The organism is Streptomyces sp. NPDC001728, assembly GCF_040297565.1.
Taxonomy (GTDB): domain Bacteria; phylum Actinomycetota; class Actinomycetes; order Streptomycetales; family Streptomycetaceae; genus Streptomyces.
Genome location: NZ_JBEOZK010000001.1, coordinates 301603 through 324770 on the forward strand (window position 1 = coordinate 301603; position 23168 = coordinate 324770).

The following is a 23168-nucleotide window of genomic DNA, read 5'->3' on the forward strand; positions in this document are numbered from 1 at the left end:
CGGGCACGGGCCCCCAGCGCGGCCTCAGCAGCCCCTCAGCGCGCCGCCCGCAGCCCGTCGAACGCCAGGTGCGCGACGGTCTCGGCGAGCTGCTCCTGCTCCGCCGTCGCGTCCGGATGCGGCCGGTACCACTCCACCAACGAGTTGATCATGCCGAAGAGCAGTCGGGTCGCGAGCCGGATGTCGACATCGGCCCGCAGGTCGCCCTCCTCCGCGGCGGCCCTCAGCAGCTCGGCCACCCGGTGGTCGAACTCCCGCCGCCGCTCCATCGCCCACCGCTCGGTGCCCGTGTTGCCCCGCACCCGCAGCAGCAGCGTCACATACGGAAGCTCCGCTATCAGCACCTCGACCGTGCGGCGGGTGACGTACTCGACCCGCTCGACGGCCCGGCCGCGCACCGCGCCCGGCTCGTCGAGGATCACGAAGAGCCCGTCGAGCGCCCGGCTGACCGCCCGCCGCAGCAGCTCCTCCTTGCCGGACACATGGTGGTAGATCGACGACTTGGAGATCCCGGCCGCCTTGGAAAGGTGCTCCATCGAGGTGCCGTCGTAACCGCGCTCGTTGAAGACCCGGACGGCCACGGAGAGCAGCGTCTCGGGCGTGTACGTGTCGCGCTTGGCGGTGGTCATCGTGCGTCCTCCCCGTCCCGGCCGTCCCGGGCGTCTTCGACGAAGGCCCGGCGCGCCGTGGCAAGGCTGGGCGCGTACCGCCCCGACGGGCAGCGCTCGTGCATCGCGTCCAGAAGCTCCCGTACGCGCGCGTGGCCCACCTTCCCGGCCCACTCCAGCGGTCCCGCCGGGTAGTTGACCCCGAGCCGCATCGCGGTGTCCACGTCCTCGGCGGTGGCCACGCCCCGGTCGACGGCGTCGGCGGCCAGATCGGCCAGCATCGCGACCGTACGGGCCACGATCATGCCGGGCACGTCCCCGATCACGGACACCTGCTTGCCGAGTGCCTGGAAGAGCCCGACCGCCTCGGCGAGGACATCGGGCTCGACGCCCTCGCGGGTCGACAGCACGATCCGGCTCGCGGCCTCGTAGTCGAGCGCGAGGTCGAAGTAGACGATGTCGTCCTTCTGGTACTCGAAGGACGTCTCGCCGTCCGCGAGGTTGAGCTCGCCGCCGCTCGGCAGCTCGATGCAACCGGGGCCCTTCTTGCGCCGGACCGTGATCCCGGCCGCCTCGAACAGGCCGACCAGCGGTTCCGCCGACCCGAGGTCGCCCCGGACGACGATGCTCGCCGGGGCCTCCGCCGGCGCCGCCGTGTGCGGTTCGGGACGCTCGGCGCCCTCCTCGTACGAGAACCAGCCCCGTCCCGTCTTCCGGCCGAGCCGCCCCGACTCCACGAGCCGCCGCTGCGCGAGCGAGGGCGTGAACTTGGGGTCCTGGTGGAAGGACTCCCAGACGGAGCGGGTGACGGCCTCGTTCACGTCCTGGCCGATGAGGTCGGTCAGCTCGAAGGGGCCCATGCGGAAACCACCGCACTCGCGCAGGGCCGCGTCGATGGTGGCCGGGTCCGCCGCGCCCTCCTCGAACACCCGCAGCGCCTCGGCATAGAAGGGGCGGGCGATCCGGTTCACGATGAAGCCGGGGGTGTCGGCGCAGCGCACCGGCGTCTTGCCCCAGCCCTTCACCGTCCCGTACGCGCGCGTGGCGACGTCCGGGTCGGTGGCGAAGCCGCTGACGACCTCGACGAGCGGGAGCAGCGGCGCCGGGTTGAAGAAGTGCAGTCCGACGAAGCGGCCGGGCAGCCGGAGCCCGCCCGCGATGGCGGTGACGGAGAGGGAGGAGGTGTTGGTGGCGAGGACGGTGTCGTCGCCGACGATCTTCTCCAGGTCGGCGAAGAGCCGCTGCTTGACGGAGAGGTCCTCGACGATCGCCTCGATCACGAGGGCGGCGTCGGCGAGCTCGGCGGGGTCCTCGGCCGCGTACAGCCGGCCGACGGCGGCCTCCCGGGCGGCGGCGTCCAGGCGCCCCTTCTCCACGAGCCGGTCCAGACGGGCGGTGAGGGCGGCGACGGCCTCGGCGGCCCGGCCCGGGGCGCTGTCGTAGAGGCGCACGGGGTGACCGGCGACCAGCGCGACCTGGGCGATCCCCTGGCCCATGGTCCCGGTGCCGACGACGGCGACGGTACGGTCCCGCCCGACGGCGCCCCCGACGGCTCCCACGGCCCCTGCGACCACGGCTTCCACGGCGGCTGCGCGGTCCTGTCCCTCTGCGGCGGTCTCACTGGCGGTCACGTCGTCGCTCCCCCTGACGGTCACGTTGGCGCTCATGGAGTGATCCTCCCCGATGGGTTTTCCACAGGATCGACAGGCCCCCTTGTCCCGACCGATCGTTCGGTTACTCTAACTCCGTACGCGTCTCCCTGCCCAGCTCGACGAGGAGTTGGTCCATCCATGGCCACCGCTCAGCTGACCACCGACCGTCTGGCCGAGAAGCACCGGTCCACGCTCGACCAGGCGCTCGCCACCATCCGGACCCGTGCCTACTGGTCGCCGTACCCCGAGCACCCGAAGGCCTACGGCGCGGACGGCTCGCTCGACGCCGCCGCAGGCCTCGCCGCCCACCGGTCCGCGCTGAACACCCGCTTCGAGCTGGACCAGCCCGGCACGGACGGCTGGACCGGCGGCGAGATCTCTCCGTACGGCCCGGCGCTCGGCATCGAGTACCCGCACGCCGACATGGACGTCCTGCTCCCCGCGATGCGCGCGGGCACGGGCGCGTGGCGGGACGCCGGGGCGGAGACCCGCGCCCTGGTCTGCCTGGAGATCCTCGCCCGGATCTCCGCCCGCACCCATGAGTTCGCGCACGCCGTCATGCACACCAGCGGGCAGGCGTTCATGATGGCGTTCCAGGCCGGCGGCCCGCACGCTCAGGACCGCGGCCTCGAAGCCGTGACGTACGCGTACGTGGAGCAGACGCGCACCCCCGCGGGCCGCGCCGAGTGGTCCAAGCCCCAGGGCAAGCGCGACCCCCTGGAACTGACCAAGGAGTTCACCCCGGTCGGCCGCGGCATCGCCCTGATGATCGGCTGCAACACCTTCCCCACGTGGAACGGCTACCCGGGCCTGTTCGCCTCCCTCGCCACCGGCAACCCCGTCCTGGTCAAGCCGCACCCCCGCGCGGTCCTGCCGCTCGCGCTCACCGTCAAGATCGCCCGCGAGGTGCTGGCCGAGACCGGCTTCGATCCGAACCTGGTGGCGCTCGCCGTCGAGCGGCCGGGCGAGGGCATCGCCAAGACCCTGGCCGTGCGCCCCGAGATCCGGATCATCGACTACACCGGCTCCACCGCCTTCGGCGACTGGCTGGAGACCAACGCCCGCCAGGCGCAGGTCTACACCGAGAAGGCCGGCGTCAACACAGTCGTGATCGACTCCACCGACGACTACAAGGGGATGCTCGCCAACCTGGCGTTCTCGCTCTCCCTGTACAGCGGCCAGATGTGCACCACCCCGCAGAACCTGCTGATCCCCCGCGAGGGCATCACCACCGACCAGGGCCCCAGGTCGTACGACGAGGTCGTCGCCGACCTCGCGGCGGCGGTCGGCGGTCTCCTGGGCGACGACGCGCGGGCGAACGGACTGCTCGGCGCCCTGGTCAACCCGGACGTGAAGGCCCGCCTCGAAGCCGCCGCCGGTCTCGGCGAGGTGGCGCTCGCCTCCCGCGAGGTGGCCAACCCGGAGTACCCCGACGCCGTGGTCCGCACTCCCGTCATCGTGAAGCTGGACGGCTCGAAGCCCGACGCCCAGGCCGCGTACTTCTCGGAGTGCTTCGGCCCGGTCTCCTTCGCCGTCTCGGTGGACTCCACCGAGGACGCCCTGGAGCTGCTGCGGCGCACGGTCCGCGAGAAGGGCGCGATGACCGTCGGGGCGTACACGACCTCGGCGGACACCGAGCGCGCGGTGGAGGAGGTCTGCCTGGAGGAGTCGGCCCAGCTCTCGCTGAACCTCACGGGCGGGGTCTACGTGAACCAGACGGCCGCGTTCTCCGACTTCCACGGCTCCGGCGGAAACCCGGCGGCGAACGCCGCGCTGTGCGACGGCGCCTTCGTCTCCAACCGCTTCCGGGTGGTGGAGGTCCGCCGCCAGGCCTGATCCACGGTCTCGTGGAGGCCCTCCGGGGCCTCCACGGCGCCTACGGCGCCTCGATCTCCGCGTACCGCTGCACCCATGCGTGCATGGCGATCGCGGCGGCGGCCCCCGCGTTGATCGACCGGGTCGAACCGAACTGGGCGATCGAGCAGACCATCTCCACGTGGGCGCGGGCCTCCTCGGTGAGCCCCGGGCCCTCCTGCCCGAACAGCAGCACACAGCGCCGGGGCAGCACAGTCCGCTCCAGCGGCACCGCGCCCGGCAGGTTGTCGATGCCGATCACGGGCAGCCCCTCGGCCGCCGCCCACGAGGTCAGCGACTCGGTGTCGGGGTGGTGCCGGACGTGCTGGTAGCGGTCGGTGACCATGGCGCCGCGCCGGTTCCAGCGCCGCCGACCCACGATGTGGACCTCCTTCGCGAGGAAGGCGTTGGCGGTCCGCACCACCGAACCGATGTTGAAGTCGTGGCCCCAGTTCTCCACGGCCACGTGGAAGTCGTGCCGACGCGTGTCGAGGTCGGCGACGACCGCCTCCCGCGTCCAGTACCGGTAGCGGTCGACGACATTGCGCCGGTCGCCACCAGCCAGCAGCTCGGGGTCGTACCGCTCGCTCTCGGGCCACGGCTCCGGATGCGGTCCGACGCCGATCTCGGGGCCGAAACCCTCGTCGTACTGGACCGGCTCGGTCGCCTCGGCCGCTGGCTTCTCCTCGGTGGTGCTCACCCGACGAGGGTACGGGGACCCTGCTCCTCACCCGTACGGCGCTGCTCGGGCAGCGCCTCGGTGCCCGTCCGCCGCCGCAGCAGCCGGTCCCGGCCCCGTACCGCCCGGACGCCGAGCGCCAGCAGGAACGGCGTCGGCAGGAACACGGCGTCGGCGGAGATCATCGCGAGCGAGAAGACCGGCAGCCCGAGGAGGACCGCGATCCCCGCGTGCTCCAGCATCATCGCGACCAGCAGGACGTTCTTGACCTTGCGGTGGAAGAGCGTGAAGGGGAACGCGACCTGCACGATCACCGTGCCGTAGGTCAGCAGCATCACCATGATCCCGCTGGTCCCGAGCAGCCCGGAGAGCGCCGGCCAGGGCGTGAAGTAGTCGAGGTGGAGCGGGTAGAACAGCGCCGTGCCGTCCTGCCAGCGCGAGCCCTGGATCTTGTACCAGCCGGCCGTCGCGTAGATCAGACAGACCTCCGCCATGATCACGACGAGAGCGGCGTTGTGGGCGAGGTGGGCGAGGGCGTCGAGCAGGGTACGCGGCTCCTCCGGCGCGTACCGGCAGACCAGCCACCACAGGCCGTTCCCCAGCCACAGCACCCACAGCAGCACCGGCAGCCACCACTCGCCGCTGACCTCGCTGAACCAGGTCGTGACGAGCAGGAAGCCGCCGAGCACGACCCACAGGAGCGGGCCGACCCGGTCCTGTCGCGGCGGCTCCCCGGCGCTCGCGGCGCGGGCCTCACGGGCCGCCCGCCGGGCGTCGAGGGACCAGACCTGCGCGCAGCGCGTGAACACGAGATAGATCGCGGCGAGGTGGAGGACGTTGTCGCCGCCGTCGCTCACGAAGACGGAGCGGTTCAGCAGCGAGAGCACCCCGGCCATGAACACCACGGAGACGGCCCGGGTGCGCCAGCCCACCAGGAGCAGCACGGCGGAGAGCACCGCGAGCGCGTAGACGCACTCGAACCAGATCCGGCCGTCCGACCACATGAGGACGGTGAAGGCCCGGTTGTCGGCGATCAGCCGGTGGGCCATCTCCCAGGACCAGGGGCCGTCGGGGCCGTACAGCTCGTGGCGGTGGGGCAGCTCGCGGAGCAGGAAGGCCAGCCAGGTCAGCGAGAAGCCGATCCGGACGATCGCGGTCTGGTACGGGCCGAGGGAGCGGCCGGTGACGGTCTGGACAGCACGGGCGAGCCGGCGGTCGAAGGACTCCTTCACCCGCGTACGCGCGCGCGTGGCGGTGTCGGGGCCACCAGAGGTGGGGACGGGGGTCGGGTCGGGGGTGCTCATCGGCCCGCCTCCGTACGGCTTCGGTCGGCTGCGGCGGGCCGGTCCTCGTCGGTGACCGGCCACCAGGGGAAGTCGCGGTACGAGGGGGCGGTGTCGGTCTTCTCGGTGCTCCACGCGGGCGCGGGGACGGGCCGGGTGACGGCGCGGAGCTGGACGCGCAGCACCTCGCCGCCGAGCGCCCGTCCGTCGGTGCCCCGGAGGGCGGGGAGGGCGTCGAGGCGGAGCATCGCGATCCGGCGCATGTACTGCTCCGAGAGCTCACCGCGGAGCCCGTTGGGGCGGTTGTCGTCGGAGTGGGTGCTCAGGTAGAAGTCGACGGCCCTGCGCAGCTCGTTCTGCTGGGCGTGGCTGGGCATCGGGTTGTGGCGGATCGCCGCGGTGTCCTGGGCGGTGAGGTCGGTCCAGCCGGTGGAGCGGCGGCCGCCGTCGGCGGCGGCGACCTCGGCGCGGACCTCGACGGAGACGTTCTGCTGGAGCGGGTTGGGCGCGAAGAGCTTCCAGTTCTGTTCGAACTCGGGATAGATCCAGTCGTCGACGGCCTGGCCGTGCCGCTTGGTCAGCGTGTTGGACGGCGCGACGTGCAGGAACACCATCGCGAGGTGGACGCAGGCGAACACTCCGGTGACGGCGAGCGCCACCGCCAGGACGACCTGGTAGGGCAGCGACAGGGCCATGATTCCGCTGGTCGCGCGGGCCGCCGGGGGCTCCGGTTCCAGGCCGTCGGCGGGGGGTGCCGGACGGTCGCCGTCCACTCCGGCCGCGTCCTTCTCGACGTACGCGTCCATCCCGCCCCGATCCCGATCGGCCCACCTCGGTTATCCACAGGGTTGACACCATACGGGCCGTCGACTCACCATTGAAGTCATTCAACCGAACGATCGGTCGGTAGGGGGTCCGATGACCGCAGTGACGGCAGGGACGGCAGAGACCACGGGCGTGCCCAGTGTGTCGGACGCGGCCGTGGCGGCGGAGCAGGCCGCCCACGAGGCCGTGTTCGACGCAGCAGTGGCCGCCGACGAGCGGATCGAGCCGCGCGACTGGATGCCCGAGGCGTACCGCGCCTCGCTCGTCCGGCAGATCGCGCAGCACGCCCACTCAGAGATCATCGGCATGCAGCCGGAGGCCAACTGGATCACCCGCGCGCCCTCGCTGCGGCGCAAGGCGATCCTCATGGCCAAGGTGCAGGACGAGGCCGGCCACGGCCTCTACCTGTACAGCGCGGCCGAGACTCTCGGCACCAGCCGCGACGAGCTGCTCGACAAGCTCCACTCGGGCCGCCAGAAGTACTCCTCGATCTTCAACTACCCCACGCTGACCTGGGCCGACGTCGGCGCGATCGGCTGGCTGGTGGACGGCGCCGCGATCACCAACCAGGTCCCGCTGTGCCGCTGCTCGTACGGGCCGTACGCCCGGGCGATGGTCCGCGTCTGCAAGGAGGAGTCGTTCCACCAGCGCCAGGGGTACGAGGCGCTGCTCGCCCTCTCCCGTGGCACCGAGGCCCAGCACGCCATGGCGCAGGACGCCGTGGACCGCTGGTGGTGGCCCTCGCTGATGATGTTCGGCCCGCCCGACGACGAGTCGACCCACACGGCCCAGGCGATGGCCTGGAAGATCAAGCGCCACACCAACGACGAACTGCGCCAGCGTTTCGTCGACATCGCCGTGCCGCAGGCCGAGGCGCTCGGCCTCACCCTCCCCGACCCCGACCTCCGGTGGAACGAGGAGCGCGGGCACTACGACTTCGGGCCGATCGACTGGACCGAGTTCTGGGACGTGCTCAAGGGCAACGGCCCGTGCAACGACCAGCGACTGAGCAGACGGCGCCAGGCCCACGAGGACGGCGCCTGGGTCAGGGAAGCCGCCGCGGCCCACGCGGAGAAGCACAAGCACACCGGCAAGCACGGGGAGGCACAGGGATGACGAGCGACGGTTGGCCGCTGTGGGAGGTGTTCGTGCGCTCCCGCCGCGGGCTGTCCCACACCCACGCGGGCAGTCTCCACGCACCCGACGCGGAGATGGCCCTGCGCAACGCCCGCGACCTGTACACCCGCAGGAGCGAGGGCGTGTCGATCTGGGTCGTCCCGTCCACGGAGATCACCGCCTCCTCGCCCGACGAGAAGGACCCGTTCTTCGAGCCGTCGGCGGACAAGCCCTACCGTCACCCGACGTTCTACGAGATCCCGGAGGGGGTGAAGCACCTGTGAGCACCACGGACACCCACGAGCACACCCCGTCCGGCGGAGCCGCACCCGCCGACGCGGCCCTCACCGGAGCCGCACTCGCCCTCGGTGACGACGCCCTCGTCCTCTCCCACCGCCTGGGGGAATGGGCGGGCTCCGCCCCCGTCCTGGAGGAGGAGGTCGCCCTGGCCAACATCGCGCTCGACCTCCTCGGCCAGGCCCGCGTCCTGCTCTCCCTCGTCGGCGACGAGGACGAACTGGCCTACCTGCGCGAGGAGCGTTCCTTCCGGAACGTCCAGCTCGTCGAGCAGCCCAACGGCGACTTCGCCCACACCATCGCCCGGCAGCTCTACTTCTCCACCTACCAGCGCCTCCTGTACGCCCGGCTCGCGACCGGCGACGGCCCCTTCGCCGCCCTCGCGGCCAAGGCCGTCAAGGAGGTCGCCTACCACCAGGACCACGCCGAGCACTGGACCCTCCGCCTCGGCGACGGCACCGCCGAGAGCCGCGAGCGGATGCAGCGGGCCTGCGACGCCCTGTGGCGGTACACGGGCGAACTGTTCCTGCCCGTCGACGGGCTCGACGTGGACCACTCGGCCATGGAGAGCGCCTGGCTGGCCTCCGTCACCGACATCCTCGGCAGGGCCACCCTCACCGTGCCCTCCGGGCCGCGCACCGGCGCCTGGGCCGCGGGCGCCGGACGGCAGGGCCTCCACACCGAGTCCTTCGGCCGGATGATCGCCGAGATGCAGCACCTGCACCGCAGCCACCCGGGGGCGACATGGTGACCCTGACCGCCCTGGAAGAGGAACTGAGCCGCGTCGCCGGCGCCGTCCTCGACCCCGAGCTGCCCGTCCTCACCCTGGCCGAGCTGGGCGTGCTCCGCGGAGTCCACGTCACCGGCCCCGGCCGGGTCGAGGTCTCTCTCACCCCCACATACACGGGCTGCCCCGCCGTCGAGGCCATGTCCTCGGACATCGAGCGCGCCCTCCACGCGCACGGCGTCCCCGACGTCTCCGTCGTCACCGTCCTCGCACCCGCCTGGTCCACCGACGACATCAGCGAGGAAGGGCGGCGCAAGCTCGCCGAGTTCGGCGTCGCCCCGCCGCGCCCGCAGGGCCCGGCCGACGGCCCCGTGCCGCTGACCCTCGCGATCCGCTGCCCCCACTGCGGCTCCACCGACACCGAACTCCTCAGCCGCTTCTCCTCGACCGCGTGCAAGGCACTGCGCCGCTGCACCGCCTGCCTCGAACCGTTCGACCACTTCAAGGAGCTGTAGATGGAGTCCTCAGGCGTGGGCGACCCGGTCGCCGGGCGAGCCGGATTCCACTCCCTCACGGTGAGCGAGGTCGAGCGGCTCACCGACGACTCCGTGGCCGTCACCTTCGCGGTCCCACCCGAACTCCACGAGACGTACCGGCACCACCCCGGCCAGCACCTCGCCCTGCGCCGCACGGGCGAGCAGGGCGAGGAGATCCGCCGCACGTACTCGATCTGCGCCCCCGCCTCCCCGGCCGGCGAGGCCCCCGTCCTCCGCGTCGGGATCCGGCTCGTCGACGGCGGCTCGTTCTCGACGTACGCGCTGAAGGAACTGGCCGTCGGCGACCTCGTCGAGGTCATGGAGCCCAGAGGCCGCTTCTCGCTCACCCCGCGCCCCGGCCACTTCGCGGCCGTCGTCGGCGGCAGCGGCATCACCCCGGTCCTGTCCATCGCGGCCACCCTGCTCGCCCGCGAGCCCAAGGCCCGGTTCTGCCTGATCCGGAGCGACCGCACCGCCGCGTCCACGATGTTCCTCGACGAGGTCGCCGACCTCAAGGACCGCTACCCCGACCGCTTCCAGCTGGTCACCGTCCTCTCCCGGGAGGAGCAGCAGGCCGGTCTGCCGTCCGGCCGGCTCGACCGCGAGCGGCTCGCCGGACTGCTGCCCGCGCTGCTGCCGGTCGACACGATCGACGGCTGGTTCCTCTGCGGCCCCTTCGGACTCGTCCAGGGCGCCGAGCAGGCGCTGCGCGGACTCGGCGTCGACCGCGGCCGCATCCACCAGGAGATCTTCCACGTCGACGACGGCTCCGCGCCCGCCCCGGTCCCGACCGCCGACACCCCCGCGCACGCCACCCTGACCGCGACCCTGCACGGCCGCTCCGGCACCTGGCCGGTGGACAGAGGCGAGACGCTCCTCGACACGGTGCTCCGCGCCCGCGCGGACGCGCCGTACGCCTGCAAGGGCGGGGTGTGCGGCACCTGCCGCGCGTTCCTCGTCGGCGGAGAGGTGCGGATGGACCGCAACTTCGCGCTCGAACCGGAGGAGACGGAGGCCGGATACGTCCTGGCCTGTCAGTCCCACCCGGTGACCCCGGACGTGGAGCTGGACTTCGACCGCTGACGAAGACCGGGAGGCGCCGCCCATTCCCTTCCACTAGAACCTGTTCTATGTTGACGGACCGTCAGCAGGAGCAGGGGCAACGGGAGGGCAGGGCAGTGGACTTCACCTTCACCGAAGAGCAGCAGGCGGCCGTCGAGGCGGCCAAGGCGGTCTTCTCGGGCGTCGCACCCGACGCCGTACCGAGCCCCGCCCTCACCCCGGGGGCGGTGTCCGAGGACCTCGACCGACCGCTCTGGTCCCGGCTCGCCGCCGCCGACCTGCTCACCCTCACGGTCTCCTCCGAGCACGGCGGCGCCGGGCTCGACCCCGTCGCCCTCTGCCTCGTCCTCCGCGAATCGGCCCGCGTCCTCGCCCGCGTGCCGCTCCTGGAGACCAGCGCCGTCGCGACGACCGTCGACCGGTACGCCCCCCGGGAGACCGCGGCCCGGATCCTGCCCCGCGTCGGCCGCGGCGAGCTCGTCCTCACCACCGCCTCCCAGGGACGCACCGGCCACGACCCCGCCGAACTGGCGGTCACCGCGCACCGCGACAACGAGGGCTGGACCCTCGACGGAGTACAGACCGCCGTCCCCTGGGCGCACGGCGCAGACCTCATCGCCGTACCCGCGCACACCGCCGACGGCGGTACCGTCCTCGCCCTGGTACCCCGTACGCACGAAGGCCTCGGCCTCACCGCGCAGTACTCCACCAACGGCGAACTCCTCGCCGAACTGCACCTCGACTCCGTGCACCTCGACGCCGCCGACGTCATCGACGCCGAGGACGCCTGGGAGCAGCTGCGCGGACTCCTCACCACCGGCACCTGCGCGCTCGCCCTCGGTCTCGGCGAGGCCGTCCTCACCATGACGAGCGAGTACACCGGGAAGCGCGAGCAGTTCGGCCACCCCGTGGCCACCTTCCAGGCGGTCGCCGTCCAGGCCGCCGACCGCTACATCGACCTGCGGGCCATGGAGGCCACCCTCTGGCAGGCCGCCTGGCGGCTCTCCAGCGGGGCCGAGGCGCCGCTGCCGGCCCTCGGCGACATCGCCGTCGCGAAGATCTGGGCCTCGGAAGGGGTACGCCGGGTGGTGCAGACCGCGCAGCACCTGCACGGGGGCTTCGGCGCCGACACCGACTACCCGCTGCACCGCTACCACGCCTGGGCCAAGCACCTGGAACTGTCGCTCGGCCCCGCCGCCGCCCACGAGGAGGCCCTCGGCGACCTTCTGGCCGCCCACCCCCTCGGCTGACGCCGACGAAAGACCGAGAACCTCAGAGATCTCAGAGGACGAAGGCCGGGCTGCCGTTCCCCGTCACCATCGGACGCCCGGCACCGTCCCAGGCGAGCATGCCGCCCTCGACGTTCACCGCGTCGAAGCCCTGCTGCACCAGATACTGCGTGACCTGCGCCGACCGGCCGCCCACCCGGCACATCACAAAGGCGCGACCGCGCTCGGCCACGGCCTCCGTCACCTCACCGAAGCGGGCGACGAAGTCGCTCATCGGCACATGCAGCGCGCCCTCGACGTGCCCGGCCGCCCACTCGTCGTCCTCCCTGACGTCCAGCACCAGCGCATCGGCCGGCACGGAAGCCGCGTCCACCGAGGGCAGCGGGGAGAAATTCATGGGACCGGCCTTCTCTCGTCAGTACCGCCCGAAGGAGACCGGGCGCACGGAAAAACCTACTGCACCAGCCCCGCCAGCTCGGTCTCACGCTCGGTGACCTGCGCGAGCAACTGCTCCGCGATCTCCTCGAGGAGCTGGTCCGGGTCCTCCGGCGCCATCCGCAGCATCGCGCCGATCGCGCTCTCCTCCAGCTCACGCGCCACCGCCGACAGCATGTCCTTGCGCTGCGCCAGCCACTCCAGACGCGCGTACAACTCCTCGCTCTCGCTGAGCCGCTCGGGCGGCACAGGACCGGCCTCCCACTCGGCGGACAGCTCCCGGAGCAGGGCCTCGTCGCCGCGGGCGTAGGCGGCGTTGACCCGGGTGATGAACTCCTCGCGGCGCTTGCGCTCGTCCTCCTCGCGTGCGAGGTCGGGGTGGGCCTTGCGGGCCAGCTCCCGGTAGAGCCTGCGGGCCTCCTCGCCGGGCCGGACCCGCTTGGGCGGCTGCACCGGGCGGTCGGTGAGCATCGCCGCGGCCTCGGGGGACAGGCCGTCGGAGTCGATCCAGTCGTGGAACAGCTCGTCCACCCCGGGCATCGGCAGGACCGCAGCCCGCGCCTCCTCGGCCCTCCGCAGATCCTCGGGGTCGCCGGTACGCGCCGCCCGGGCCTCCGCGATCCTTGCGTCGAGTTCGTCGAGCCGCGCGTACATCGGCCCGAGCTTCTGGTGGTGCAACCGCGAGAAGTTGTCCACCTCGACACGGAAGGTCTCGACGGCGATCTCGAACTCGATCAACGCCTGCTCGGCCACCCGCACAGCCCGCTCAAGCCGAGCCTCGGGCCGCTCGTCACCACCCGCCACACACGGCGACTCCTGAGACTGCTGGTCCCCGGACTGCTGGTCCCCGGACTGCTGGTCCCCGGACTGCTCGTCCTGAGGCGGCTCGCCCTCGGAACCCTCGTTCGCACCCTGGTGCACGCTCACGTCCACGCCCGCCTACGTCCTCGTTCCGGCTCGTCCCAACCAGCCTACGGTCCCAACAGGGGGCCTCCCCCCTCCCCTCCCCCCTCCCCTCCCTCCCCCTCTGTGGGCATCAGCCCCACCCAAGCCGTGACGTGGGCGCCAGTCCCGCCGTCGTGGCCACCGGCCCTGGGCGTCGGCCCACCGTCGTGGGCACCGACCCGGGCCTCGCGGCCCCCACCAGCCGGGGCGCGGGCCGCCACCTGTGTGGGTGGCGGACCCGGCCCCTGGGCTTCGGGTTCGTTCAGACGCCCTGTTCCGCGGGTATGCGGCCTGCTCGGACGGCGGTGAGCAGGGCGGCGTGGTCGGCGGTGGTGCGGTCCGCGTACGAGACGGCGAAGGCGGCCACGGCCTCGTCGAACTCGTCGTTCTTGCCGCAGTAGCCGGCTATCAGGCGCGGGTCGGCGCTGTGGGCGTGGGCGCGGGCCAGCAGGGCCCCGGTCATCCGGCCGTAGTCGTCGACCTCGTCGGTGGTGAGCGCGGCGGGGTCGACGCTGCCCTTGCGGTTGCGGAACTGGCGCACCTGGAAGGGGCGCCCCTCGACCGTGGTCCAACCGAGCAGGATGTCGCTGACGACCTGCATCCGCTTCTGCCCCAGCACCACCCGCTGCCCTTCGTGGCCGGGCTCGGGCACGGTGAAGCCCGCGGTCGGCAGGTGGGGCAGCAGGGCGGACGGTCTGGCTTCCTTCACCTGGAGCACCAGCGGCTCGCCCCGGTGGTCCAGGAGCAGCACGACATAGGAACGGGTGCCGACGCTGCCGGTGCCGACGACCCGGAAGGCCACGTCGTGGACGGCGTACCGCGCGAGGAGCGGCAGCCGGTCCTCCGACACGGTCTCCAGGTACTCGCCGAGGGAGACGGCGACGGCCGCCGCCTCCGCGTCGGGGACCCTGCGCAGCACCGGGGGAGCGTCCACGAATCTGCGGCCGCCGCCCTCGGTGTCGGTCACCGCTTCGGTCGAGCGGGCGGCGAACCGTGCGCTGGTGTTGTTGCGGGCCTTGGCGGAGACCCGTTCCAGGGTGCCGAGGAGGTCACGCGCGTCGGTGTGTGAGACGAGTTCCTCGTCGGGTATCGCGTTCCACGCGTCGAGCGCGGGAAGCCGGGCGAGCAGTCGCATGGTGCGCCGGTAGGCGCCGACGGTGTCGAACGCGGCGGCCCGGCACACCTCCTCGCTCGCCCCGACCTCCCGGCCCGCGAGGACGAGGGAGGTGGCGAGCCGCTTGAGGTCCCATTCCCAGGGGCCGACGATCGTCTCGTCGAAGTCGTTGAGGTCCATGACGAGCCGGCCGCGGGCGTCGCCGTAGAGGCCGAAGTTCGCCGCGTGGGCGTCACCGCACAGCTGGGCCGAGATCCCGGTGACGGGGGTGCCGGCGAGGTCCTGGGCCATCAGGCCCGCGGAGCCGCGCAGGAAGGCGAAGGGGCCGGCGGCCATCCGGCCGACCCTGATCGGTGCCAGCTCGGGGACCCGGCCGCGGTTCGACTCCTCCACGGCCCGCACGGCGTCCGGGCGGTCGGCGGCGAGGGCCGGTCGACGGTGCTCGGAGCGCGGGACCCGCTCGCGCAGTTCCTTGCCCCGCGCACTGGGAGAGGCGCCCGCGGACCCGTTCCCGTCAGAAGAGATTCCGTCGGGGGAGGTTCCGGGGCCTCCGGCGGCGCGGCGCGCGAAGCCCGGTACGTGCGGCACCCGTCCGCCGTCCGGCCCTCCGTCCGTACCGCGCTGTCCCGGCACCACGGCCTGGATCTCGTCCATGGCACGTCCTCCCCCGATGCGAATTCCAACATCATCCGGCTCCGACGGTACCGCCGGGGCCGAGAGGCCGTCTCCCCCTGTGGACAACCTCCGCCGGGCCCTGTGGACAACTCCCGGAGAGGCGTCCTCAGACCGCCACCGTCTCCTCCATCTCCTCCTCCGTCTCCGCCTCGGCCTCGGCCTTCGCCCGCGCCCGCGCCGGTGCCCGCGCCGGTGCCGGTGCCGGTGCCGGTGCCCCCGGCGCTTGTCCCCTCGGCTGCCCCGTCGCCTTCGCCCGCCTGAACTCCGTGAGTCCGGCGGCGACGACCAGGGCCGCACCCACGAGGAACCAGAAGGAGAGGACCAGAACATGGCCGCCCACGGCGTGCCCGTCGAAGTACACATGACCGCGTACGCCCTCGACGAAGCCCGCGCCGTTCCAGAAGGAGTGCAACGCGCCGAAGAAGCCGGGCTGGAGTTCCGGCCGGTAGATGCCGCCGGAGCTCGTGAAGTTGAGCATCACGAAGAGCACCATCACGCCGAGCGTGGTCCAGCGGCGCAGGAAGGTGTGGAGGCCGACTCCCACGAGCAGGATGCCCGCCGCGTACAGCCAGGACATCGCCCACACCCCGCCGAGTCCCTGGTCGACCAGATGGAACACCGGCCCGGCGAACGCCGTGCCGATCAGGCTGACGACGAGCGACATGCCGGCCGCGAGCAGGACCCTGATCCGCATGGGGAGTACGGCTCCGGCTCCGCCGATGACGGCGACCGAGGCGTACGCGCCGATGCTCAGCGCGACCAGCAGGAAGAAGACGCCCTGGCCCGTGGGGTCGCCGGAGGCCACGGGGACGACGTCGGTGACCTTGAGCGGGGCGTCCTGCGCGGCGGCGACCTTCGTGAACACCTTCTCCACGGCGATGGCGCTGGTGTCGGAGGAGGCCGAGGCCACCAGCAGTTCGGGCTTCTCGCCGGGTACGTAGGCACCGAAGCTGTCCTGCTCGCGGAGCGCGGTGACGGCGGTGGCCCGGTCGGCGACGGTGCGGACGTCCAGGGCACCGTCGCCCTTGTCATGGAGCGTCTGCGCGAGGACCTGGGCGGCGGGCCCCGAGCCCACGACGTCGACACGCAGATCGTGGGGTGCGGGCGCGTGGAAGGCGCCGAGGTAGGCGAGTCCCATGCCGACGCACATCAGCAACGGGGTGAGCAGATGCCCCAGGACATGCCGCAACGCACCGGTGGTGTTCGGCCCTGCTGACACCGAGGCCTCCTTGGTTGGCTTTTACAACTAAAGAACCGTTGTACTATACAACCGAAAGCGCGTGACGGACGAACGGTGTCCGCACGACGACGAGGGAGCCCACCATGACCGGCGGCGCACAGCCACCCCGCGAGGCGTCCGTGGATGTCATCCAGCGCGAACTGACGGCCTTCGCCCGCCGCGCCCGCGCGGCGGCGGCCCGGGTCCACCCCGAACTCCCGCTGGTCTCCTACACCCTGCTCGCCCACATCGAGGCGCAGCGCGGCTGCCGCGCCACCGATCTCGCCGCCCACTACCTGCTGGACAAGTCGACGGTCAGCCGCCAGGTCGCCGCTCTGGAGAAGCTGGGCCTGGTCGAGCGCCGGCCCGCGCCCGACGACCACCGGGTGCACGTCCTGCACCCCACCGAAGCGGGCACCGCCGCCCTCGCCACGGCCCAGACGAGCCGCCTCGCGGCCTACCAGGAGCGTCTGAAGGACTGGTCGGCCGACGACCTCGCCCGCTTCGCCACGTACCTCCTCCGCTACAACGCGGACAACACGGCGGGCACGGCGGGCACGGCAGGCACGGCGGGCACGGCGGGCACGGCAGGCACGCAGTGGAACCCGCTGGGCGCTGGCGACGTGCAGGACGCGGGCGACCCTCCGGGCCCCACCCCCCGCTGACCCGCCGCCGACGTCGACGCCGGGGTGGCCCCCGCCCCGCCCCTACAGCCCCGCGTCCCTCGCGAGCAGTGCCGCCTGCACCCTGTTCTCGCAGTCCAGCTTGGACAGGATCCGGCTCACATACGTCTTCACCGTGGCCTCGCTCATGTGCAGTCGTCTTCCCGCGTCCGCGTTGGAGAGGCCCTCCCCCAGCAGCGCCAGCACATCGCGTTCCTTCTCGCTGAGGCCCGCCACCCGACCGCGTGCCGCCTCCGCGCGGGCCGCCTCCCGGCCCGAGGCGAGCCGCTCCACCACGTGCCGGGTCGCCGCGGGAGACAGATACGCGTCCCCCGCCGCGGCGGCCCGCACCGCCCGGATCAGCTCCGCCGGTGCCGTGTCCTTGAGCAGGAACCCCGCCCCGCCGTGCTCCAGCGCCCGCAGGACGTTCTCCCGCTCACCGAACGTCGTCAGGATGATCACCCGGGCCGCCGGGGCCGCCCTGCGCAGCTCCGGCAGCGCGGAGAGACCGTCCAGCACCGGCATCTGGATGTCCAGCAGCACCACGTCCGCCGCGTGCGCGCGGGCCGCCTCGACCGCCTCCCGCCCGTCGGCCGCCTCGCCGACCACCGCGATCTCCTGGTCCGAGTTGAGGATCATCCTGATCCCCGCCCTGATCAGAGGCTCGTCGTCGGCGATCACGACCCTGATGGGCTGCCCTGCCACAGCTGTTCCCCCACGCTCCGGTACGAGCCGCCGGGCGCTACCGCGCCTCGACCTCGTACGCCTTCTTCTCGATCAGCTTGCCGTCCTTGAAGCAGAACCGGAAGACGGGCTCCTTGTTCATGTCCTCGCTGAACTGCGTGGACATCAGCACCAGGCACTCCGCCCCCGTCGGCCACGCCGGTCCCTTGCCGCTGAGGCCCGCCGTGGCGATGGTGTCACCCGAGGGAAGCAGATCGCGAACCTCCTTCTCCGCCATCCCGACGTCCACCGCGTCGTACTGCTCGGGCTCGATCATCCCCTTCTCCACCGCACCCATGAGGAAGAAGAGGCCGAAGCCCGCCGCGACCACGAGCAGGACGAGCGCCGCGAACGCGATCCCACACCCCAGGGCGACCGAGCCACCCGTGCTCCTGCTCCTGCCCCCACGCACCGCCATAGCGAGCTCCCGCTCCGTGAACGTCCAGTCGGTCGGTCCGACCACGACCGGACGACCATCGCCCACCAGCGGCTTCGTGGACTGCTGCCGGAAGTCGTCGGCGGCATCGACCAAAGGTGCCGCCTCGGCGACGGGCGCAGCCCCGTACGGCAGCATCCCGGCGACCCGGAACCCGCCGCCGTCGGCCGGGCCCGCGTGGCACATGCCGCCCACCAGGCGGGCCCGCTCGGCGAGGCCGGTCAGTCCCTGACCACCGCTCACCACGTCCTTCGACGGGCCTTCCGTGGGCTGCTCGTTGACGACCTCCACGACGAAGGTGTCCGGTTCGTAGCGCAGTTCGACGCCGATCGGTGTCCCCGGCGCGTACTTGTAGGCGTTGGTCAGGGCCTCCTGCACGATCCGGTACGCGGCGTGGTCGGCGGCCGGCGCCAACGGCCGCTCCGCCCCCGACCGCCGGAGCCCCACCGCGGTGCCGGCCGCCCGCGCCGACTCCACGAGCCCTTCGATGCCCGCGATGCCCCGTGCGGCGCGGCCCGTCTCGTCCCCGGCCCGCGCGGGCCCCCCGGCCGCCGCCGATCCGTCGACGGCCTCGACGCCGTCCCGGAGTATCCCGACGACCTCCCGCAGCTCGTGCATCGCCGTCACCGACGCGTTCCGCAGGACGCCCACCACCTCGCGCTGCCGCTCGCTCAGCTCACGGTCCACCTCAAGGGCGCCCGTGTGCACGGCTATCAGAGCCAGCTGGTGCCCGAGGCTGTCGTGCATGTCCTGGGCGATGCGCTGCCGCTCCCGCAGCCGCGCCTGCCAGACCACCATGGTCCGCTCCCGCATCAGCTGCGCGTTGCGCTCCTGGAGCGCGTGCAGCAGGGTCCGCCGCTGGGTCCAGTACCGGTGCGCCAGCCCCGGCGCCAGGGTGGTGCCCAGGTAGTAGAGGGTCGCCATGACCGAGACGGAAAGCATCCGCTGCGGTTCCCAGACGCCCAGGAGCGTCCCTCCGACGTTCAGGACGAAGGCCGCGATGAACGCGGTGAGCGCCCGCCCGACGCCCGCGATGTACCGCCCCGACGACCAGCCGACCACGAGCAGCAACGGTCCGAGGCCGGACAGGAAGGGCGCGAGCCCGGCGGTCAGGACGAGCACGCTCGCGGGCAGTCGGCGCCGCGCCAGGGACAGCACGGCCGAGGCAGCGGCGATCCCGGCGAGACGCCAGCCCTCGCCGCCGAGGAGGTCCTCGGTCCCGGCGCCGAGCAGCGCGAGGACGGAGGCGAGCGCCAGCTCACCCGTGGTCCTGCGCCCCGACCACTGCCCCGGCACGGCGAACCAGGTCCACGCAGCGACGACCGCGTCCCTCATCCCGGCGACCCGCCCCCGGGCCCCGGACCCACGCCCACGCCCGACCCCGACCCCGAGCCCGAGCCCACGGCTCTCCGGTTCCGGCCTCGGCTCCGGACCCGGCTCCAGCCCCGGACCCGGTTTCGTCTTCGTTCCCGACTTCGACATAGCGTCCACGCTCGCACCCTAGGCACCCGCCCCACCGCCCGGCTTCCCCCTTTCGTCGCGCCCCGCGGCGACAAAAGTCGCAGCGGAGCGGCACCCCGGGCACCCGAAGGCGCTGGCGGGCCGTCCGCCCCGACAGGCATGATGGGCACATCAGTTCCACACGTCCCGAAGCGATCGGACGCTGCACGGCGGAACGACATCGGGGCGCCCTGGAGGTCAGAACGTGTCACGCCAGCTGCTCACCGTCGCCCAGGACGGGACGGGCGACTGCCGCACCATCGCCGAGGCCCTCCGGGTGGCCCGTACCGGTGCCGTCATCAGCGTCGCTCCCGGACGTTACGAGGAGAGCCTGACCCTCGCGACCTCCCTGACGCTGACCACCACGGAGGGCCGGGGCACCGTGGAGCTCGCGCCCCGGCGCGGCTCCGCGCTGACCCTGGCCTGCGACTCCGCCATGGTGAACTCCCTGGTGCTGCGCGGCCACGACGAGGAACTCCCCGTGGTGGACGTACCGCGCGGGCAGCTCCTGCTCGACCGGTGCGACGTGTACGGGGCCTCCTGGGCCGCGCTGTTCGCCCGTGGTTCCGGTTCGCTCGCGGTGCGCCAGTGCCGGGTCGAGAACCCCAAGGGCGCCGGAGTGGTGACCACTTCGGCGACCGAGAGCCTGCTCGAGGAGTGCGTCGTCGAGCACCTCGGCACCTCCGCCGTCGTCGCCGGCGAGCAGGGCCGGGTGTCGGTGCGCTCGGGGCGCCTCCGTGACGCGCGCGGCAACGGCGTCCTGGCCAACGGGCGCGCGGACGTGCGCGTGGAGGAGTGCGAGATCTCGGCCACGGACAAGCCGGGGGTCGCCGCCGAGGAGGAGAGCAGCGTCACCGTGACGCGTTCGACGGTGGCGGACTCCGTGGTGGGCGTCTTCGTGAACACCACGGGCACGACCCTGATCGAGGACGTGACCGTACGGAACACCACCGGGCACGGTTTCGTCGTCGGTTCCGGTTCCGCGCCCACCCTGCGCCGCTGCCGTACGGACCGGACCGCGGGGCACGGGCTGCTGGTGACGGAGCGGAGCCGCGGCCTGTTCGAGGAGTGCGTGTTCGGCTCCGCCCGGGACGCGGCGATCCGGGTGACCGACTTCTCGTCCCCGGTGCTCACCGGGACCACCGTCCGCGACCCGGAGCGGATCGGGGTGCTCCTGGAGGAGAACTCCGTCGCGGAGGTCGACCGCCTGGAGGTGAGCGGCAGCGGCGGCAGTGGGGTACTGGTCCGGGCGAGCGCGAATCCGCTGCTGCGCCGCGTCACAGTGACGCGTTCGGCGGGGCACGGGGTGGAGGTCGTCGCGGACGGCCGCGGCAGGCTTGAGGAGTGCCGGGTCGAGGAGTGCGAGGGCGCGGGTCTGCATGTGTCGGGGCACGCGAGCCTGTACGTCGGCCAGGGCCGGGTGCGGGCCGCGAAGGGCTCCGGTGTGGTGGTGGGCGCGCTCGGCGCGGTGACCCTCCGCGACACCGAGGTGAGCGAGTGCCCGGCCGTGGGTGTGCGGGTCGAGGAGCAGGGGGATCTGACGGCCGCCCGGTCGCGGGTGTGGGACTCGGGCGAGTACGGGGTGCTGGTCGCGGCGGGCGCGAGGGCCTCGCTCAACTCCTGCGAGGTGACCGGGTCCGGAGCCGACGGGGTACGGGTGGAGGGCCCCGATCCGGTGTCGGTGATCGGCTGTGTCGTACGGGACAACACGGGCAGCGGGCTGCGTCAGGCGGTGGCCGGGGACCGGCTCGCGGTGGAGCAGCTGACGAGCGTCGACAACGGCGCGCCGGACGCCTGGGGCAGTGTCGCCGACGCGGAGGCGGCGGGTGACGGGCGGCTTCCCGGCGGGGCGGTCGTGGCGGGCGGCGGCGAGGACGGGGAGGGCGGCGCGGTCGCCGAACTCCAGTCGCTGATCGGCCTCGACGACGTCAAGGACCAGGTCCTGACGCTGATCAACCTGAACCGGATGGCGCAGCGCAGGGCCGGTCTGGGGATGCCCGCGCCGCCGATGAGCCGGCATCTGGTCTTCGCGGGCCCGCCGGGTACCGGCAAGACGACGGTGGCGCGGCTGTACGGGTCGATCCTGGCGTCGCTCGGTGTGCTGCGCTCGGGTCATCTGGTGGAGGTGTCGCGGGCGGATCTGGTCGCGCAGATCGTCGGTGGTACGGCGATCAAGACGACGGAGACGTTCAAGAAGGCGCTCGGCGGGGTGCTGTTCGTCGACGAGGCGTACACGCTGCTGTCCGACTCGGCCGGTTCGGGCGCGGACTTCGGCCGTGAGGCGATCGACACGCTGGTGAAGCTGATGGAGGACCACCGCGAGGACGTCGTGGTGGTGGCGGCCGGATATCCGAAGGAGATGACGGACTTCCTGGCCTCCAACCCCGGTCTGGCCTCGCGTTTCACCCGCAGTGTGGAGTTCTCCGACTACACGTCGGGGGAGCTGGTCACGATCGTGGAGCGGATGTGTTCCGCGCACCGCTACGAGCTGGACGGCGAGGCCCGTTCGACGCTGCACGCCCACTTCGAGCGGATGCCGCGCGACGCCGGGTTCGGAAACGGCCGTACCGCGCGGAAGGTCTTCGAGGAGATGGTGGACCGGCAGGCGTCCCGGCTCGCCGCGCGCGGGGACGTCGACGAGCGGGATCTGACGCTGCTGACCGCCGAGGACGTCGGCCTCCCGCCGGCCCCGGCGGCGTCCGGCGACGACCAGGACCCGCTGCTGCGGCTGGACGCGCTGACCGGTCTGACGGCGGTCAAGCGCGAGGTGAGCGACCTCGTCAACCTGCTCGCGACGGCCCGCCGCCGGGCGGCGGCGGGGCTTCCCGCGCCGCGCATCAGCAACCACCTGGTCTTCGCCGGTCCGCCCGGCACCGGAAAGACCACGGTGGCCCGGCTGTACGGCGAGCTCCTGGCGTCGCTCGGGGTGCTGCCGCGCGGGCAGCTCGTCGAGGTGGCGCGGGCGGATCTCGTCGGGCGGTACGTGGGGCACACGGCGCAGCTGACCAAGGAGGTGTTCCAGCGGGCGCTCGGCGGGGTGCTGTTCGTCGACGAGGCGTACACGCTGACGCCCGGCGGCGGTGCCTCCTCCGACTTCGGCCAGGAGGCGGTGGACACGCTCCTGAAGCTGATGGAGGACCACCGCGACGAGGTGGTGGTGATCGTGGCGGGTTACACGGAGGAGATGGACCGTTTCCTCAACTCCAACCCCGGTCTGGCCTCCCGTTTCACCCGGCATGTCGAGTTCCCGAACTACTCCTCGGACGAGCTCGTCACGATCGTCCGCCGGCACGCGGTCGACAACGGGTACGAGTGCGCTCCGGGTACGGCGTCGGAGCTGCGGGACCACTTCGAGGCGATCCCGCGCGGCCGTACCTTCGGCAACGCCCGTCTGGCCCGCCAGACCCTTGAGGCGATGATGACCCGGCAGGCCCGCCGGCTCAGCTCGGTGGCGGCGCCGAGCCTGGACGACCTGCGGCTGCTGCTGCCGCAGGACCTCAGGGAACCCTGACCGGGGTGAGTCCGCCCCGGGGAGACCCGACCAGGGAACCCTGACCCGGGGCCGGTTGGCCTCAGGGGTACGCGCGGTCG

20 protein-coding genes are annotated in these 23168 nt (G+C 72.6%); 9 read left to right on the top strand and 11 right to left on the bottom strand.

The window, feature by feature from the left end; genetic code table 11:
- Nucleotides 1-35: 35 nt before the first annotated feature.
- Nucleotides 36-629: a TetR/AcrR family transcriptional regulator gene (locus ABT154_RS01385; RefSeq protein ID WP_351851378.1), complete on the bottom strand. Its 594-nt coding sequence runs from the start codon at nt 627-629 to the stop codon at nt 36-38.
- Complete coding sequence (locus ABT154_RS01390) at nt 626-2275, bottom strand: 3-hydroxyacyl-CoA dehydrogenase (protein WP_351851381.1); 1650 nt, start codon at nt 2273-2275, stop codon at nt 626-628. Before ABT154_RS01390 ends, ABT154_RS01385 begins: the two co-directional genes overlap by 4 nt.
- Nucleotides 2276-2398: 123 nt before the next feature.
- Here ABT154_RS01390 and paaN point away from each other — a divergent pair, with 123 nt between their 5' ends.
- Nucleotides 2399-4096 carry a phenylacetic acid degradation protein PaaN gene (gene paaN / locus ABT154_RS01395; RefSeq protein ID WP_351851384.1) on the top strand — a complete coding sequence of 566 codons (1698 nt, stop codon included), beginning with the start codon at nt 2399-2401 and terminating at the stop codon, nt 4094-4096.
- A gap of 40 nt (nt 4097-4136) precedes the next feature.
- On the opposite strand, the gene ABT154_RS01400 is transcribed toward paaN, so the two are convergent.
- The 3 genes from ABT154_RS01400 to ABT154_RS01410 are packed head-to-tail and all read right to left on the bottom strand — an operon-like array spanning nt 4137 to nt 6882.
- On the bottom strand, nt 4137-4814 hold the full coding sequence (locus ABT154_RS01400; RefSeq protein WP_351851387.1) for a TrmH family RNA methyltransferase: 678 nt from the start codon (nt 4812-4814) through the stop codon (nt 4137-4139).
- Nucleotides 4811-6097 (bottom strand): HTTM domain-containing protein, encoded by a 1287-nt coding sequence (locus ABT154_RS01405; RefSeq protein WP_502969415.1) that lies wholly within the window; start codon nt 6095-6097, stop codon nt 4811-4813. Before ABT154_RS01405 ends, ABT154_RS01400 begins: the two co-directional genes overlap by 4 nt.
- A complete protein-coding gene (locus ABT154_RS01410) occupies nt 6094-6882 on the bottom strand; it encodes a DUF5819 family protein (protein ID WP_351851389.1) in 789 nt (262 codons plus the stop codon). Before ABT154_RS01410 ends, ABT154_RS01405 begins: the two co-directional genes overlap by 4 nt.
- A gap of 112 nt (nt 6883-6994) precedes the next feature.
- Here ABT154_RS01410 and paaA point away from each other — a divergent pair, with 112 nt between their 5' ends.
- The 6 genes from paaA (at nt 6995) to ABT154_RS01440 (ending at nt 11889) form a co-directional block, all read left to right on the top strand.
- Complete coding sequence (gene paaA / locus ABT154_RS01415) at nt 6995-8017, top strand: 1,2-phenylacetyl-CoA epoxidase subunit PaaA (RefSeq protein WP_351851392.1); 1023 nt, start codon at nt 6995-6997, stop codon at nt 8015-8017.
- A complete protein-coding gene (gene paaB, locus ABT154_RS01420) occupies nt 8014-8301 on the top strand; it encodes a 1,2-phenylacetyl-CoA epoxidase subunit PaaB (protein ID WP_024760355.1) in 288 nt (95 codons plus the stop codon). Before paaA ends, paaB begins: the two co-directional genes overlap by 4 nt.
- Nucleotides 8298-9065: a 1,2-phenylacetyl-CoA epoxidase subunit PaaC gene (gene paaC / locus ABT154_RS01425; RefSeq protein WP_351851394.1), complete on the top strand. Its 768-nt coding sequence runs from the start codon at nt 8298-8300 to the stop codon at nt 9063-9065. Before paaB ends, paaC begins: the two co-directional genes overlap by 4 nt.
- Nucleotides 9059-9556 (top strand): 1,2-phenylacetyl-CoA epoxidase subunit PaaD, encoded by a 498-nt coding sequence (paaD, locus tag ABT154_RS01430; RefSeq protein WP_351851396.1) that lies wholly within the window; start codon nt 9059-9061, stop codon nt 9554-9556. The genes paaC and paaD overlap by 7 nt, the downstream gene beginning before the upstream one ends.
- The gene (locus tag ABT154_RS01435; RefSeq protein WP_351851399.1) at nt 9557-10660 is read left to right on the top strand and encodes a 2Fe-2S iron-sulfur cluster-binding protein; all 1104 of its coding nucleotides are present in this window, start codon (nt 9557-9559) and stop codon (nt 10658-10660) included.
- A 95-nt stretch (nt 10661-10755) separates the two neighbouring features.
- Nucleotides 10756-11889 carry an acyl-CoA dehydrogenase family protein gene (locus tag ABT154_RS01440; protein WP_351852015.1) on the top strand — a complete coding sequence of 378 codons (1134 nt, stop codon included), beginning with the start codon at nt 10756-10758 and terminating at the stop codon, nt 11887-11889.
- Between the two features lie 31 nt (nt 11890-11920).
- On the opposite strand, the gene ABT154_RS01445 is transcribed toward ABT154_RS01440, so the two are convergent.
- The 4 genes from ABT154_RS01445 to ABT154_RS01460 all read right to left on the bottom strand — a co-directional run bounded on the left by ABT154_RS01445 (nt 11921) and on the right by ABT154_RS01460 (nt 16256).
- Entirely contained in the window at nt 11921-12265 is a 345-nt protein-coding gene (locus tag ABT154_RS01445) for a rhodanese-like domain-containing protein (protein ID WP_351851401.1), read from the bottom strand.
- A 56-nt stretch (nt 12266-12321) separates the two neighbouring features.
- A complete protein-coding gene (locus tag ABT154_RS01450) occupies nt 12322-13107 on the bottom strand; it encodes a hypothetical protein (RefSeq protein WP_351852018.1) in 786 nt (261 codons plus the stop codon).
- 403 nt (nt 13108-13510) lie between these two features.
- Nucleotides 13511-15016 carry a DUF2252 domain-containing protein gene (locus ABT154_RS01455; protein ID WP_351851403.1) on the bottom strand — a complete coding sequence of 502 codons (1506 nt, stop codon included), beginning with the start codon at nt 15014-15016 and terminating at the stop codon, nt 13511-13513.
- A 127-nt stretch (nt 15017-15143) separates the two neighbouring features.
- Nucleotides 15144-16256: an ABC-2 transporter permease gene (locus ABT154_RS01460; protein ID WP_351851405.1), complete on the bottom strand. Its 1113-nt coding sequence runs from the start codon at nt 16254-16256 to the stop codon at nt 15144-15146.
- Between the two features lie 104 nt (nt 16257-16360).
- On the opposite strand from ABT154_RS01460, the gene ABT154_RS01465 reads away from it, so the two are divergent.
- Nucleotides 16361-16921: a MarR family winged helix-turn-helix transcriptional regulator gene (locus ABT154_RS01465; RefSeq protein ID WP_351851408.1), complete on the top strand. Its 561-nt coding sequence runs from the start codon at nt 16361-16363 to the stop codon at nt 16919-16921.
- A 42-nt stretch (nt 16922-16963) separates the two neighbouring features.
- On the opposite strand, the gene ABT154_RS01470 is transcribed toward ABT154_RS01465, so the two are convergent.
- Both ABT154_RS01470 and ABT154_RS01475 read right to left on the bottom strand, forming a co-directional pair.
- Nucleotides 16964-17623 carry a response regulator transcription factor gene (locus ABT154_RS01470; RefSeq protein WP_351851411.1) on the bottom strand — a complete coding sequence of 220 codons (660 nt, stop codon included), beginning with the start codon at nt 17621-17623 and terminating at the stop codon, nt 16964-16966.
- A gap of 37 nt (nt 17624-17660) precedes the next feature.
- On the bottom strand, nt 17661-19412 hold the full coding sequence (locus ABT154_RS01475; protein WP_351851413.1) for a sensor histidine kinase: 1752 nt from the start codon (nt 19410-19412) through the stop codon (nt 17661-17663).
- 370 nt (nt 19413-19782) lie between these two features.
- Here ABT154_RS01475 and ABT154_RS01480 point away from each other — a divergent pair, with 370 nt between their 5' ends.
- Entirely contained in the window at nt 19783-23088 is a 3306-nt protein-coding gene (locus ABT154_RS01480) for a right-handed parallel beta-helix repeat-containing protein (RefSeq protein ID WP_351851415.1), read from the top strand.
- Nucleotides 23089-23168 lie beyond the last annotated feature (80 nt).

What these genes read in the sequence shown, in the direction of transcription:
- ABT154_RS01405 (WP_502969415.1), bottom strand. Translation starts at nt 6,097, where the DNA reads ATGAGCACCCCCGACCCGACCCCCGTCCCCACCTCTGGTGGCCCCGAC.
- ABT154_RS01390 (WP_351851381.1), bottom strand. Translation starts at nt 2,275, where the DNA reads ATGAGCGCCAACGTGACCGTCAGGGGGAGCGACGACGTGACCGCCAGT.
- ABT154_RS01455 (WP_351851403.1), bottom strand. Translation starts at nt 15,016, where the DNA reads ATGGACGAGATCCAGGCCGTGGTGCCGGGACAGCGCGGTACGGACGGA.
- ABT154_RS01475 (WP_351851413.1), bottom strand. Translation starts at nt 19,412, where the DNA reads ATGAGGGACGCGGTCGTCGCTGCGTGGACCTGGTTCGCCGTGCCGGGG.
- paaA (WP_351851392.1), top strand. Translation starts at nt 6,995, where the DNA reads ATGACCGCAGTGACGGCAGGGACGGCAGAGACCACGGGCGTGCCCAGT.
- paaN (WP_351851384.1), top strand. Translation starts at nt 2,399, where the DNA reads ATGGCCACCGCTCAGCTGACCACCGACCGTCTGGCCGAGAAGCACCGG.
- paaD (WP_351851396.1), top strand. Translation starts at nt 9,059, where the DNA reads ATGGTGACCCTGACCGCCCTGGAAGAGGAACTGAGCCGCGTCGCCGGC.
- ABT154_RS01465 (WP_351851408.1), top strand. Translation starts at nt 16,361, where the DNA reads ATGACCGGCGGCGCACAGCCACCCCGCGAGGCGTCCGTGGATGTCATC.
- ABT154_RS01385 (WP_351851378.1), bottom strand. Translation starts at nt 629, where the DNA reads ATGACCACCGCCAAGCGCGACACGTACACGCCCGAGACGCTGCTCTCC.
- ABT154_RS01410 (WP_351851389.1), bottom strand. Translation starts at nt 6,882, where the DNA reads ATGGACGCGTACGTCGAGAAGGACGCGGCCGGAGTGGACGGCGACCGT.
- paaB (WP_024760355.1), top strand. Translation starts at nt 8,014, where the DNA reads ATGACGAGCGACGGTTGGCCGCTGTGGGAGGTGTTCGTGCGCTCCCGC.
- ABT154_RS01435 (WP_351851399.1), top strand. Translation starts at nt 9,557, where the DNA reads ATGGAGTCCTCAGGCGTGGGCGACCCGGTCGCCGGGCGAGCCGGATTC.
- ABT154_RS01445 (WP_351851401.1), bottom strand. Translation starts at nt 12,265, where the DNA reads ATGAATTTCTCCCCGCTGCCCTCGGTGGACGCGGCTTCCGTGCCGGCC.